We start from the raw sequence: 12,669 nt of genomic DNA, 5'->3' as shown, positions 1-12,669 counted from the left end.
CAATTGTTACGCGGCGATTCAACACATTGTTAACGCAATCGTCGCAAGATCCGGGCCAGCATCGGGCATGAGATTGCCCGGTTTTCGGCCAGACACCGCCCGGTATCGACTGTTTGACTTGCAAACACAGCCCGGATGATGGAACGCTGAGGGGACTGAATCGCGCCCCTGCCATTATTTGGCGGGGGCGTTGTACAACACAGCAGAGCTTCGCACAGAACGTACGAAAAGCAGGAAAGAAAATGGAAAAGATCCCGATGACCCGCTCCGGATATGACCGGCTTGACCGCGAATTGCGTGACCTGAAGGGAAGCGAGCGTCCTGCCATCATTGCCGCAATTGCCGAAGCACGGTCACATGGCGATCTTTCGGAAAATGCCGAGTACCATTCCGCCCGCGAAAAACAGAGCTTTATCGAGGGCCGCATCACCGAGCTGGAAGGCGTCCTGTCGCGGGCCGAGGTGATCGATCCCTCGAAATTGTCGGGCAGCATCAAATTCGGCGCGACGGTCGATCTGCTGGATATCGACACGGATGAAGAAAAGACTTTCCAGATCGTCGGCGAACATGAGGCCAGCCTTGAGAATGGCCTGCTGAACCTGCGCTCGCCTCTGGCCCGTGCCCTGATCGGCAAGGAAGACGGCGACGAAGTCGAGGTGCAGACGCCCGGCGGGCTGCGCAGCTATGAAATTCTGGCCGTTCGGTATGTCTGATGCCTGACTGGCGGCGCGGTGAAGGCGATGCAGGCGGGCGGGCAATGATGATCGGCGCCGGACTGACGGCGCTGTGGGTTGTCATGCTGCTGATTTTCTGGCTGACGGCAGGCAGCGGAAGCGGTCCGGGATGGTGGGTCTCTGCCGTGGCGGCGCTGACCCCTCTGGGCCTGATCTGGATAGCGGTCGGGCTTGCGCGTGCAGTCGATGAGTTGAGAAATGAGGCGCAGGCCCTGCGCAGTTCAATCGACCACAATATCCTGCGCAGCGATCCGCCCCGGATCCAGCAGCCTTCGGGGTCTGACGGAATGGCCTCCCAAGCCTCCTCCATGCGGCCATCCGTAGCGACAGGCAAAGTCCCGGCGCGGCGAGCGGAACCGGCCTCGCCGCAGGACGATCCGCGCCAGTCGAGCCTTGGTCTCGACGCGCCCGAACCGATAGAGCTTGCAGGCCAGACCGTGATCCGCGCCCTGAATTTTCCCGACGGGCCGGATGACCGGGAGGCGGTCGAGGCACTTCGTGAGGCGCTGCGCGACCCCGATCTTGCCCGGCTGATCCGCAGTGCGCAGGATGTCATCACCCTGCTAGCCGAGCGCGGCATCTATACCGAGGATCTGGACAGTGACGCCATCGACCCCTCGGCATGGCGTCGTTTCGGTGACGGGCAGCGCGGGCAGGCGGTCAGCGCCGTGGGTTCCGTCCGCGATCCCGATCTGCTTGAGGCCGCAACGCTGGCCATGCGCGGCGATGAAATATTCCGCGATGCCGTGCATCATTTCCTGCGCCTTTTCGACCGGGGGGCCACGGCGATGATTCCGCGTCTCAGCGACGATGAGATCGTCTGGCTGGCCGAAACCCGGTCGGCGCGGACATTCATGCTGCTTGGCAGGGCGGCGGGTCTGTTCGGTCAGGAGGAATAGGCCGCCTCTTCAAACCGCGCGATCCCGGCTTGCACACAGCCTGCGGAAAGTTATGGTGGCCTTCGTTTCTGCAATTCCGCAAAGCGACATCAGGCTGAGATGAACAACGCCACACCATCCCGTTCCCGCCGGGCTGCCGCACTTGAGGCGTCCCGCGCCCGGGCTCTGGCCCGGACCCCGGCCCAGAGTGTCGTGCATGGAGCCATCCAGTCCCTGCCCTTCCTGCTTGTGATTGTGCCGTTCGGGCTGCTCTTCGGTGTGGTCGCGACCAATTCCGGGCTGAATCTGGCCGAGGTGATGGGATTCACGGTGCTGGTTTTGGCCGGCGCATCCCAGTTTACCGCCGTTCAGCTTATGACAGATCACGCGCCGATCTGGCTGGTGATCCTGTCCTCGCTGGCGGTCAATCTGCGGATGGCGATGTATTCCGCCTCGCTTGTCCCGTGGCTGGGTGCGGCCTCGGGGCCAAGCCGGGCGGCGGTGGCCTATGCGCTGATCGATCAGACCTATGTGCTGTCGATAGACTATTTCCAGAACACACCAAAGCTGAGCCTGCCGCAACGGCTGGGATATTTCACCGGCACATCGCTTGTCATGTGCGGCGCATGGATCCTCTTCAGCATGATCGGTGCCACTGCGGGCCGGATGATCCCGGCGGGCATTCCGCTTGATTTCGCCATTCCGATCACCTTCCTGGCGATGATCGCGCCCGCGCTGCGCAGCCCGGCCCATATCGCAGCGGCCACGGTTGCGGTGATCGTCTCGCTGTTTCTGGTCGGATTACCGGCAGGGGTCGGGCCGATGATCGCTGCATTGCTGGCAATGGCGACCGGTGCCGCGGTCGAAACCGTCATGATCCGGCGCAGAGGGGGAAGTGCATCGTGACTTACGGTTCTGCCCATATCTGGCTGGTGATCGTCATTGTCGGTCTTGGCACATTTCTGCTGCGCTTCAGCTTTCTGGGCGCGATCGGCAACCGCACCATGCCGCCCTGGGTGCTGCGCCTGCTGCGTTATACCGCGGTGGCCGTGCTTCCGGCGCTGTCCGCGCCTCTGGTCGTGTTTCCCGAGGCGACGGGCGGGCAAACCGATCCCGCAAGGCTGGCGGCTGGGATCGCAACGCTGTCGATAGGGATGATCACCAGAAATGCCCTCGCCGCCATTATCGGCGGCGCGGGCACTCTGGCAGTCGGGCTTTACCTGTCATAGGCGTGCAGGCTGCCATCGTTCATTTTCAGAAGATCGCCATGCACAAGCCGGGGGTCATTATCCCGGTATTCTTCGGTGCGAACTCCGGGAAGCGTCAGGAACCAGCTCCGCAGCCGGATCGGGCTGAAACCGCCCGGAGCGCCCTGGAAGCCCGGCGTCGCGCTGAGCACTTTCGAGGTCCCGACGGCGCAGAAGGCCTTGTTCACCGGGCCGTTGCCCTCGGCCGCGCGAATCGCGATATCCGCAGTCTCGCGCGAGACCGGAACCGTATCCACGGTGACGTAATAGCGTTCTCCGGGAAGGTCGCGGGCGTGATAGTCGATATACACGTTCCGCATCGCCGGGGTGATCCCGTACAGCACGTCATGACGTTCAGGCGCACGCGGATGCACGAAGCTGCCCGCCGGATCGAAAATCACCCGCTGGCTGCCATTGATCAGCAGCGCGGAATGGCCGCCCTCGCCCCGGTTCAGCCCGATGACCGTCATCAGCGAGATCGAGGGCTGTTCTTCCGACACATAGCGTGCGGTCCGGACAGCCTCGTCCGACGCCCATTTATTATCGGCCCCACATGCTGCCAGGAAAAGCGGCAATGCCAGAGCAATCAGAACGCGGCGCAGCATGATCAGGAGTTCGACAGCGCCAGAAAGATCAGAACCACGATTGCCAGACCGGCAACCCAGGTTGCAAAGCGGATAAACGCGGCAAAGGTTCTCTGGTGGTCGCGTATTTCCATCGAGCCGTGCTCGTGTTCCGTAACATTATTCTGCGTCATGGCCTGTATCCCTCAAATCCGCCGGTTTTGGGCCTCAATAGCCTATCGCGCCTCTTCTGTCACGACACAGTCTGCCAAAGCACACCACCGTGATCGTCCAGACCGACCCGCGCAATGCGCCCGGTTCTGGCCAGATGGTTCACATGCGCAACCGATTCGACAAGGGCCAGACCATATTCGCTTTCGCCGATAGGCCGTTTGAACAAGGCAGGAAAACAGCCAACAGCCGTCGCCGGAGACTGACGCAGAAGATCGACCACACGATTCAGCGCGGAGACATGGTTTTCGCGCATCTGAGCCAGCCTTGAGGGCAGCCCGGTAAAGGGCAGCTTGTGACCCGGCAGAACCAGATGCCGATCCTCGGCAATCTCAGCGAAACGGTCGCAGCTTTCGATCCACTCGCCGACCGGGTCCGCATCCGGCTCGGTCGGGTATACCCCGAGATTCGGAGAGATTCCGGGCAGAAGCTGATCACCTCCGATCACCAGATCATCATCCAGCGACCACAGCGTCGCATGCTCGGGCGCATGGCCGTTGCCCATATGCACATGCCAGTTCCTGCCGCCGAAATGCAGCGTCTCGCCCTCGACCATCCGGGTGAACCCAAGCGGTATGGGATGAACCGTATCGGCGAAGTTGAACGGACGCTCACCCGCGCGTTTCGCGAGGATCTTCTCTCCCATCCCCGCGCGACGCCAGAACGCGACCGTTTCAGGCGGAGGCGCATGCTGTTCATCCAGCAGCAGCATCCGCGCCATCAGCCATACGGTCCGGGTGGTCCATAGCTCGGCACCCTGCGCCATGAACCAGCCGGCAAGCCCGATATGGTCGGGGTGATGATGCGTTGCGACGACACGTTTCACCGGCTTTCCCGCCAGCGGCCCGTCAAGCAATCCCTGCCAGACCGACCGGCTCAGGCGGCTGTCGAAGCCGGTATCGACGATGCACCACCCGTCGCCCTCATCCAGAGCATAGCAGTTCACATGATCCAGCTTCATCGGCAACGGCAGCCGCATCCACAGCACGCCAGAGGCGATCTCGGTCACGCTTCCCCTGTCAGGCGGATCGGGCCAGGGGTGATCGATGCCAACGCTCACGCCAGACCGAGCGCATTGTCGCTGACCGCGTTCAGATCCGCGACGCCTGCCTCGGCCTCTGCCAGATCGGCGGCATAGCGCGGCAGGATACGGTCGATATAGATCCGGGCCAGAGCCGCCTCATCCTCGCCGCCGCTGACCGCCGCCCGCAGGTGATAATATGCACCCAGCACCCGTGCGAAGGCGGCCAGATAGGGCACAGCCGCCGCGAAGCGGTCCTCAAGATCCATATCGACAAGCTTTCCGGTCGCCTCGGAAAGAGTCTGGGCAGCGGTCCAGACGGCCTCGAACCGGGCCGGATTGAACTGGTTATTGTCCCGCGCGAAATCCTGAATCTCGTCCAGAAGCGCCTGCGCCGCCGCGCCACCATCCATCATCTTGCGCCCGACCAGATCCATCGCCTGAATACCGTTCGTGCCTTCATAGATCGGCGTAATGCGCACATCGCGCAAATACTGCGACACACCGGTTTCCTCGATATAGCCCATGCCGCCATGAACCTGCACCGCCGCATCGGCCACACGGCATCCCACATCGGTACCATGCGCCTTCGCAATCGGCGTCAGCAGCGCGGCGCGAGCAGCCCAATCGGCATCGCCCGTCGCCCGCGCCATATCCAGAGAGGTCGCGCAAGCCAGACATATGGCACGCGCGGCGAAAATCTCGGCCCGCGAGGTCGCAAGCATCCGTCGGACATCGGCGTGGCGGATGATCGGGCCGAATTGCTCACGTTCGGCCGCATATTCTGTCGCCTTCTGCAATGCCGCCTCGGCGATGCCGACGCCCTGCACACCAACCGCCAGACGCGCCGCGTTCATCATGGTGAACATGGCCGCCATCCCGCCATGCTCCTTGCCGATCAGCCAACCCGTCGCGCCGTCATAGCTCATCACACAGGTCGGAGAGCCGTGAATGCCCATCTTCTCTTCCAGGCTGACGACTTTCAGGCTGTTGGCCTTGCCGGGATTGCCCTCATCGTCAGGCAGATATTTCGGCACCATGAACAGGCTGATCCCCTTGGTGCCCTTTGCACCATCGGGCAGACGCGCCAGAACCGCGTGACAGGTATTCGAGGTCACGTCGCTGTCACCCCAGGTAATGAAGATCTTCTGCCCGGTAATCGCATATGTGCCATCGCCGTTCGGCTCCGCCTTGGTTTTCAAGGCCCCGACATCCGAACCGGCACCCGGCTCGGTCAGGTTCATCGTCCCGTTCCACTCGCCGGAAATCAGTTTGGGCAGGTACAGCGCCTTCATCTCATCGCTGGCATGATGCTCCAGTGCCTCGATCTGGCCCTGAGTCAGAAGCGGGTTAAGCTGAAGCGCAAGGCAGGCCGCGGCGGTGAATTCGCTGACCGCCATGTTCAGCGCCTGCGGCAGCCCGGCCCCGCCATAGTCGGGATCGGCGGAAAGCCCGATCCAGCCGCCTTCTGCGATGGCCTGAAACCCCTTGTCGAAGCCCGGAGAGGACCGCAGAACCCCGTTTTCAAGCCGCGCAGGATGATTATCGCCCGCCTCGTTCAGCGGCGCGAGGACCTCTGCCGACATGCGGCCCGCCTCGGTCAGGATGGCGTCAACCATATCGGGACTGGCCTCGGCGAACCGTTCGGTCCCAGAGACCTCGCCGAACGGCACGACATTTTTCAGGATGAATCTGATCTGATCGACTGGCGCATGATATGCCATCGTTTTTCCTCCACCGGCTTGCCGTACTGGCTTGCGGCATCTATGCAATATGTCTGTCCATCCAGATTACAAGTCGCAGCCTATGCGGCAAGCCGTCCTGAAGAAAAACCCTGCGTAACGACGCTCTTACAGATCCATGCAAGCCGAAACACGCCTTCTGACACCGGAAACGGAACATATCGCCTATGCCGCGATGATGCTGGCGCAGGGGCGTCTGGTCGCGATGCCGACCGAAACGGTCTATGGCCTTGCCGGAGATGCGCGGAACCCAAGCGCCGTCGCTCGGATCTTCGAAGCCAAGGGGCGGCCCAGTTTCAACCCGCTGATCGTTCATGCGCCGGATCTGGCAACTGCCGCAGAAATCGGCGTGTTTCATGACGAGGCCCTCCGGCTTGCGACAGCGTTCTGGCCCGGAGCCATGACACTTGTGGTGCCGCTGCGCGAGGGTTCCGGCATTGCTCCGCTGGTGACAGCCGGGCTGGACAGCGTCGCGATCCGGGTCCCTGCCCATCCCGTCGCGCAGGATCTGCTTTACGCGTTCGGAGGCGTCGTCGCCGCCCCTTCGGCCAATCCGTCAGGGCGAATCAGCCCCACCACGGCGCAGCATGTGGCGGAAGGGCTGGATGGAAAGCTGGCCGTCATTCTGGATGCGGGCCCCTGCATGGTCGGGGTCGAGTCGACGATTATTGGCTGGCAGGGAGATTATCCTGTTATGCTGCGTCCCGGCGGGATACCGGCCGAGGCGATCGAGGCATGTCTGGATACCACCCTAACCCTACCCGCAGCCAATCCCGATCGCCCTGCGGCTCCGGGCATGCTGTCAAGCCATTATGCCCCCCGCGCTTCTGTCAGGCTGAATGCAAACGAAGCACGGGATGGAGAGTTTCTGATCGGCTTCGGAGAGGTCGCGGGCGATGTGACCCTGTCGGCATCGGGGGATCTGACCGAGGCGGCCTCGAAACTGTTCGAATTGCTGCACCGTGCCGACAATACGGGCAAGCAGATCGCCATCGCCCCGATCCCCGTGCGAGGTCTGGGCATGGCGATCAATGACCGCCTGTCCCGCGCCGCCGCACCACGGCCATAAGGGGGAACGGAGCTTCTAGGCCCGCCCGGCAGCGCCTGACAGCAGCAACGGATCGACGCCAAGCGCGTTCAGCGCCCTGACCCAGATATCGGAGACGTCTCCGAAGGCATAATCGGGGTCCATCTCACCAGTCAGCCAGCCATTCGCCCTGATCTCGGCATCAAGCTGGCCGGGACCCCATCCTGCATAACCGAGCGCAAGCATCGCGCGATCCGGTCCGCGCCCCTCGGCAAGATCGACCAACATATCCCGGGTCGTGCTCATCGCCAGACCCGATCCGATATCCATCGTCCCCTCATGCTGAACGCCGGTCCCGGGATGCAGCAGAAACCCCCGAACTGGCTCTACCGGTCCGCCGACGCGGACGGGAAGGTCGGGCATCGCGGCAGTCGCCTCGATCCCGAGCATCTCAAGCAATTTGTTGAATGTCATGCCCTGCATGCGCTGATTCAGCACGATGCCCATTGCACCCTCAGCGGAATGCGCACAAACCAGAACCACTGAATGCGCGAAACGGGGATCGCCCATATCGGGCATCGCGATCAGGATCTTTCCGCTCAGATTGCCATCGTCGCTCATCAATGCGCCTCCTGACCATCAGGATCGGCCCATCGCGAGGATTTCACAAGCCCCGTCCCGAAAAGGTGATTTCAGCCCGGCACCAGGTCGGGTTAGACGGGACAGATGAAATACGCCATTCTCTTTTGCCTTGCAGCCGCCATCCCCGCATGGGCCGGGGACCTGCCTGAAGGACTGTTCTCTGCGCGGTTTCTGCCCGGCTGGACTGATGAGAACGGCAATCGCATCGCCGCGCTGGAACTGGAATTATCGCCGGGATGGAAGACCTATTGGCGCAGCCCGGGGGATGCCGGGCTTGCGCCGGAATTCGACTGGAAGGGCAGCAATATCGGCAAGGTTGCCTTCCACTGGCCCGCACCCGAGGTGATCGACTCTGACGGTGTACGCACGCTTGGTTTCCATGACAGGCTAATCCTTCCCTTCACCATCGCGCCCGATGAAAAGGACAGGCCCATCGGGCTGTCGGCAAGGATTTCATTGGGAATCTGCGAAAATATCTGCGTCCCCGCCGAGTTGACGCTGACCGCGCCCCCTGCCGGATCCTCGCCGGATCCTGTCATCACCGAGGCGATGCGCCGTCAGCCCGAACTGTCCCGTGACCAGCCGCCATGCAGCCTCGGAGAGATTGAGGACGGCATGACCGCGACGCTATCGCTTCCCGAGCCCGCAACGAATATGGCCGTCGAATATGGCGGCAGCGACGATATCTGGGTTTCGCGGCCCGAACTGTCGCGGGACGGATCAGAGATCAGCGTCGACTTCGTGGCACCCTCCGGCAAGCCCTTCCCGCTGGACCCGTCGCTTATCGTGCTGACGCTGCTGAAACAGGACGGCGCAACCGAATATCGGGGCTGCGCCGCAGGCTGAGCGTTAAACCCCGAGGCACCAACGCATGATCGCCTTCTGGGCGTGAAGGCGGTTCTCGGCTTCATCGAAAATCACCGAATGGGGACCGTCCATGACCGCGCTTGTCGCCTCATCGTTGCGGTGCGCGGGAAGGCAGTGCATGAAAAGCGCATCCGGTTTTGCCTTCGACATCAGTTCCTCATTGACCTGATAGCCGCGAAGCTGGTTATGGCGGCGCTCCTTGGCGGATTCGGGATCGTGCATCGAGACCCATGTGTCGGTGACGACCAGATCCGCGCCATTGACCGCTTTATGCGGATCACGCTCAATCTCTGCCGCGACGCCCTGATCGCGGGCGAAATCCAACCATTCGCGTTCGGGGTCCAGCGTTTGCGGCCCCGTGAAGGTGAAGTCGAATCCGAACTGGCCTGCCGCATGCAGGAAGCTGGCGCAGACATTATTGCCGTCTCCGGACCAGACGACTTTCTTCCCGGCGATTGGGCCGCGATGTTCCTCATAGGTCAGGATATCGGCCATGATCTGACAGGGATGCGTACGGTTCGTCAGCCCGTTAATGACCGGTACACTGGCATATTCAGCCATTTCGTGAAGCGTCGCCTCCTCGAATGTGCGGATCATGATCAGATCGACATAGCGAGACAGGACGCGGGCGGTATCCGCGATGGTCTCACCGTGGCCGAGCTGCATTTCCTTGCCGGAAAGCACCATTGTCTGCCCGCCCATCTGGCGCACACCGACATCGAAACTGACCCGGGTGCGGGTCGAGGGTTTTTCGAAGATCAGCGCGACCATCCGGCCGGCCAGAGGCTGTTCATCGTCCGCCGTCCCCTTTGGCCGCCCTTCGCGAGCGGCTTTCATGGATTGCGCGTTGTCGATGATCTTGCGGAGATCATCCTTGCCGGTGGTGTGAATATCCAGGAAATGGTTCATTTTCTTATCTTTCGGCGTTCCGGGCCAGCAAGCCCGCTTGTCGGGCCGGGGTCAAGGGGGCTCTGCCCCCTTTGCGCCTGCGGCGCACCCCCGGGGCATTTTCGTGGAGAAGAAGCATCGGAAGGGATTTATCGTCGGCGGGGCATGATGCGGTATCTGTCAGGCATCGAGGCTTTGGGCCGCTTTTTCCAGCCGGGCCACCGCTTCATCAATCTCCTCATCGGAGATATTGAGCGGCGGCAGCAGGCGCAGCGTGTTATCTGCGGCGGCCACCGTCAGAAGCTGCTGCGCATAGCCTGCGGTAACAAGATCGGCGGGCGAGATCCTGCATTTGAGCCCCAGCATCAGCCCATGTCCCCGGACCGATTCGAACAGATCGGGATGTGCCGCGACAAGAGCCTCCAGCTTCTGGTTGAGAAGGGCACTTTTGCGGTTCACCTCGGCCAGGAAGGTTTCGTCGGCGACGATCTCCATCACCTTTGCGCTGACCGCGCAGGCCAGAGGATTGCCGCCATAGGTCGAGCCATGCGTGCCTGCGGTCATTCCTGAAGCCGCATTCTGCGTGGCCAGCACCGCGCCAAGCGGGAAGCCCCCGCCGATCCCTTTCGCCACCATCATGATATCCGGCGTGATTCCGGCATATTCATGCGCGAACAGCCGCCCGGTCCGGCCCATTCCGCACTGGACCTCGTCGAGGATCAGCAGCGCACCTGTTTCATCGCAGAGACGCCGGATTTCGCGCAGATCCTCATCGGGAAGCGGGCGGATGCCACCCTCTCCCTGAATCGGTTCAAGCATGACGGCGCAGGTTTCGCCACTGATCGCATCAGAGAGCGCCGCGATATCTCCCCACGGCAATTGCCGGAAACCGGGCATGAGCGGGCCGAAACCCTTGACCATCTTCTCTGACCCGGCAGCGGCGATGGCCCCGGTCGAGCGCCCGTGAAACGCGCCTTCGAATGTGAGGATCTCGATGCGTTCGGGATGTCCGGCGTGATCATGATATTTCCGGGCCATCTTGATGGCGAGTTCCGCGGCCTCGGTGCCGGAATTGGTGAAGAATACCGTATCCGCGAAGCTGTGTCCGACCAGCAGATCGGCCAGTCTCTGCTGCTCGGGGATCTGGTAGAGATTGGACACATGCCAGATCCGCCCCGCCTGCGCGGTCAGTGCCTCGACCAATGCGGGATTGGCATGACCCAATACGTTCACCGCAATGCCTGCGCCGAGATCAAGATATCGCGTTCCGTCCTGCGTAATGGCCCAGCTTCCTTCGCCGCGCTCGAATGAGATCGGCGCACGGTTATAGGTCGGCAGGACATGCGGAAAATCGGACATCAAAGGGCTCCTTCAACTGGACCGGAACGGATTGGCAGACAGGATATGCCCGTATCACCGACGGACATGCGGGATCGTACGCCTCAGCGGCGTCGGGGACGAACAGAAAAGGCGGTCCTGACGATCATGAAGGCTGGATGCGACAAAAGTGAGGCATGGGCAAGCTTTATTTTCGCTGCCAGAGATCCCAGCGATTCCCCCAGAGGTCACGAAACTTCGCGACGGTCCCGTATTCGGTTTGTCGCGGGCGCTCTTCAAAGAAAACGCCCGCCGCAAGCATCCGGTCATACTCGGTCTGGAAATCCTCGCATTCAAGAAAGAACCCGACGCGCCCGCCGGTCTGATCACCGATGCGGGCCTGTTGCGCATCGCCATCCGCTCGGGCCAGCAGAATCGCACAGCCGCCAGCTTTCGGCGCGACAACAACCCACCGTTTTGGCCGTCCGTCATCGGTCAGCGAGGGTGTATCCTCGACAAGCGAGAAATCAAGCGCCGTGCAAAACCAGTTTATCGCCCGGTCATAATCGTCAACGACAAGGGTGATGATCGCCAGATGGTTCACGGCTTCATGCGATAGCCGCTGCGCAACAGATACCAGCAGGTTCCGCAGACGAGGACCACCGTCGCAAGACAGACGATGAAACCGAGAACCGGGCTGGCATCGCTGACTCCGGTAAATCCATAACGTGCCCCGTCGATCAGATAGAAGATCGGATTGGCATGGCTGATGGCCCGGAAGAAGGGCGGCAGTGCCTCAATGGAATAAAACGTGCCGGAAAGGAAGCTGAGCGGCGTCACGACAAAATTCGTCAGCGCCGCCATCTGGTCGAATTTCTGCGCCATGATCCCGCCAATCATGCCCAGACCTCCCATCAGCAGGGCACCCAGCAGAATGAACAAGGCCGCGACAAGCGGATGCTCTGGCAGATGCCCCAGAAGAAGCGCAAATCCAGCTCCGATCACCACCGACACAAGCGCGGCACGGGCGATGGCACCCAGAAGATAGCCTGCAAGGATCTCTCCGGCCGAGAGCGGCGGCATCAGCGTATCGACGATATTGCCCTGCATCTTCGAGCTTATGATGCTGCTCGATGTATTCGCGAAACTGTTCTGGATCACCGTCATCATCAGAATGCCCGGCCCCAGAAAGGCCAGATATGGCAGGCCCATCACCTCACGGTCGCCCCGACCGAGCGCGACTGAGAAAACCACGACGAACAGCCCCGCCGTGATCAGCGGCGCGAAGACGGTTTGCTGCCAGACCGACATGAAGCGCATGATTTCGCGGCTGGTCAGCGTCCAGAGGCCAAGCCAGTTCACACGGCCAAAGCGGCGTGCGCCCATCGGGCGGCGGATAATCTGTTCGGTCTGGGACATGACGGCTTCTTGAATTGAGACGCGGGGCAGGATATTTCTCGGTATTCCCGGTGTGACCGGGCTAGTCTGGAATTGCAAGATGGGCGGGGGACC

At 61.8% G+C, this 12,669-nt stretch carries 15 protein-coding genes; 6 read left to right on the top strand and 9 right to left on the bottom strand.

Going from position 1 to position 12,669, the window contains the following annotated elements; translation table 11 throughout:
• Window positions 1-242 precede the first annotated feature (242 nt).
• The 4 genes from greA to PAE61_RS17045 all read left to right on the top strand — a co-directional run bounded on the left by greA (window position 243) and on the right by PAE61_RS17045 (window position 2,841).
• Window positions 243-713, top strand: coding sequence for a transcription elongation factor GreA (gene greA / locus PAE61_RS17060; RefSeq protein WP_271113533.1), 471 nt, complete (start codon window positions 243-245; stop codon window positions 711-713).
• Window positions 713-1,633, top strand: coding sequence for a hypothetical protein (locus tag PAE61_RS17055; RefSeq protein WP_271113532.1), 921 nt, complete (start codon window positions 713-715; stop codon window positions 1,631-1,633). Before greA ends, PAE61_RS17055 begins: the two co-directional genes overlap by 1 nt.
• A gap of 99 nt (window positions 1,634-1,732) precedes the next feature.
• Window positions 1,733-2,518 (top strand): AzlC family ABC transporter permease, encoded by a 786-nt coding sequence (locus PAE61_RS17050; protein ID WP_271113531.1) that lies wholly within the window; start codon window positions 1,733-1,735, stop codon window positions 2,516-2,518.
• The gene (locus PAE61_RS17045; RefSeq protein ID WP_434803087.1) at window positions 2,515-2,841 is read left to right on the top strand and encodes an AzlD domain-containing protein; all 327 of its coding nucleotides are present in this window, start codon (window positions 2,515-2,517) and stop codon (window positions 2,839-2,841) included. The genes PAE61_RS17050 and PAE61_RS17045 overlap by 4 nt, the downstream gene beginning before the upstream one ends.
• Here the strand turns inward: PAE61_RS17045 and PAE61_RS17040 are convergent.
• Genes PAE61_RS17040 through PAE61_RS17025 form a run of 4 tightly spaced genes read right to left on the bottom strand, consistent with a single transcriptional unit; the run spans window position 2,829 to window position 6,398 of the window.
• A complete protein-coding gene (locus PAE61_RS17040) occupies window positions 2,829-3,464 on the bottom strand; it encodes a hypothetical protein (RefSeq protein WP_271113530.1) in 636 nt (211 codons plus the stop codon). The genes PAE61_RS17045 and PAE61_RS17040 overlap by 13 nt on opposite strands.
• 2 nt (window positions 3,465-3,466) lie before the next feature.
• Window positions 3,467-3,616, bottom strand: a complete 150-nt coding sequence (locus PAE61_RS17035) for an aa3-type cytochrome c oxidase subunit IV (protein WP_271113529.1) — start codon at window positions 3,614-3,616, stop codon at window positions 3,467-3,469.
• Between the two features lie 59 nt (window positions 3,617-3,675).
• The gene (locus PAE61_RS17030; RefSeq protein WP_271113528.1) at window positions 3,676-4,713 is read right to left on the bottom strand and encodes an MBL fold metallo-hydrolase; all 1,038 of its coding nucleotides are present in this window, start codon (window positions 4,711-4,713) and stop codon (window positions 3,676-3,678) included.
• Window positions 4,710-6,398, bottom strand: a complete 1,689-nt coding sequence (locus PAE61_RS17025; protein WP_271113527.1) for an acyl-CoA dehydrogenase — start codon at window positions 6,396-6,398, stop codon at window positions 4,710-4,712. The genes PAE61_RS17030 and PAE61_RS17025 overlap by 4 nt, the downstream gene beginning before the upstream one ends.
• A gap of 136 nt (window positions 6,399-6,534) precedes the next feature.
• Between PAE61_RS17025 and PAE61_RS17020 the strand changes: the two genes are divergently transcribed.
• On the top strand, window positions 6,535-7,485 hold the full coding sequence (locus tag PAE61_RS17020) for an L-threonylcarbamoyladenylate synthase (protein WP_271113526.1): 951 nt from the start codon (window positions 6,535-6,537) through the stop codon (window positions 7,483-7,485).
• 15 nt (window positions 7,486-7,500) lie between these two features.
• Here the strand turns inward: PAE61_RS17020 and PAE61_RS17015 are convergent, their stop codons facing one another.
• Entirely contained in the window at window positions 7,501-8,064 is a 564-nt protein-coding gene (locus tag PAE61_RS17015; RefSeq protein WP_271113525.1) for a YqgE/AlgH family protein, read from the bottom strand.
• A 105-nt stretch (window positions 8,065-8,169) separates the two neighbouring features.
• Here PAE61_RS17015 and PAE61_RS17010 point away from each other — a divergent pair, with 105 nt between their 5' ends.
• A complete protein-coding gene (locus PAE61_RS17010) occupies window positions 8,170-8,931 on the top strand; it encodes a protein-disulfide reductase DsbD domain-containing protein (protein WP_271113524.1) in 762 nt (253 codons plus the stop codon).
• Between the two features lie 3 nt (window positions 8,932-8,934).
• Here the strand turns inward: PAE61_RS17010 and argF are convergent, their stop codons facing one another.
• From argF to PAE61_RS16990, 4 genes are all read right to left on the bottom strand, one after another.
• Window positions 8,935-9,861: an ornithine carbamoyltransferase gene (argF, locus tag PAE61_RS17005; RefSeq protein WP_271113523.1), complete on the bottom strand. Its 927-nt coding sequence runs from the start codon at window positions 9,859-9,861 to the stop codon at window positions 8,935-8,937.
• A gap of 159 nt (window positions 9,862-10,020) precedes the next feature.
• Window positions 10,021-11,199, bottom strand: a complete 1,179-nt coding sequence (locus PAE61_RS17000; protein ID WP_271113522.1) for an aspartate aminotransferase family protein — start codon at window positions 11,197-11,199, stop codon at window positions 10,021-10,023.
• 166 nt (window positions 11,200-11,365) lie between these two features.
• Window positions 11,366-11,761 (bottom strand): VOC family protein, encoded by a 396-nt coding sequence (locus PAE61_RS16995; protein WP_271113521.1) that lies wholly within the window; start codon window positions 11,759-11,761, stop codon window positions 11,366-11,368.
• Entirely contained in the window at window positions 11,758-12,576 is an 819-nt protein-coding gene (locus PAE61_RS16990; RefSeq protein WP_271113520.1) for an ABC transporter permease, read from the bottom strand. The genes PAE61_RS16995 and PAE61_RS16990 overlap by 4 nt, the downstream gene beginning before the upstream one ends.
• Window positions 12,577-12,669 lie beyond the last annotated feature (93 nt).

It is taken from the genome of Paracoccus aerodenitrificans, from assembly GCF_027913215.1.
Lineage (GTDB): Bacteria > Pseudomonadota > Alphaproteobacteria > Rhodobacterales > Rhodobacteraceae > Paracoccus > Paracoccus aerodenitrificans.
This window is presented reverse-complemented; position numbering and strand designations above follow the sequence as displayed.

Bases quoted from the DNA above. Each gene is read 5' to 3' on its own strand.
- greA (WP_271113533.1), top strand. From the start codon at position 243: ATGGAAAAGATCCCGATGACCCGCTCCGGATATGACCGGCTTGACCGC.
- PAE61_RS17025 (WP_271113527.1), bottom strand. From the start codon at position 6,398: ATGGCATATCATGCGCCAGTCGATCAGATCAGATTCATCCTGAAAAAT.
- PAE61_RS17055 (WP_271113532.1), top strand. From the start codon at position 713: ATGCCTGACTGGCGGCGCGGTGAAGGCGATGCAGGCGGGCGGGCAATG.
- PAE61_RS17000 (WP_271113522.1), bottom strand. From the start codon at position 11,199: ATGTCCGATTTTCCGCATGTCCTGCCGACCTATAACCGTGCGCCGATC.
- PAE61_RS17035 (WP_271113529.1), bottom strand. From the start codon at position 3,616: ATGACGCAGAATAATGTTACGGAACACGAGCACGGCTCGATGGAAATA.
- PAE61_RS17020 (WP_271113526.1), top strand. From the start codon at position 6,535: ATGCAAGCCGAAACACGCCTTCTGACACCGGAAACGGAACATATCGCC.
- PAE61_RS16990 (WP_271113520.1), bottom strand. From the start codon at position 12,576: ATGTCCCAGACCGAACAGATTATCCGCCGCCCGATGGGCGCACGCCGC.
- PAE61_RS17010 (WP_271113524.1), top strand. From the start codon at position 8,170: ATGAAATACGCCATTCTCTTTTGCCTTGCAGCCGCCATCCCCGCATGG.
- PAE61_RS17050 (WP_271113531.1), top strand. From the start codon at position 1,733: ATGAACAACGCCACACCATCCCGTTCCCGCCGGGCTGCCGCACTTGAG.
- PAE61_RS17040 (WP_271113530.1), bottom strand. From the start codon at position 3,464: ATGCTGCGCCGCGTTCTGATTGCTCTGGCATTGCCGCTTTTCCTGGCA.
- PAE61_RS17015 (WP_271113525.1), bottom strand. From the start codon at position 8,064: ATGAGCGACGATGGCAATCTGAGCGGAAAGATCCTGATCGCGATGCCC.
- argF (WP_271113523.1), bottom strand. From the start codon at position 9,861: ATGAACCATTTCCTGGATATTCACACCACCGGCAAGGATGATCTCCGC.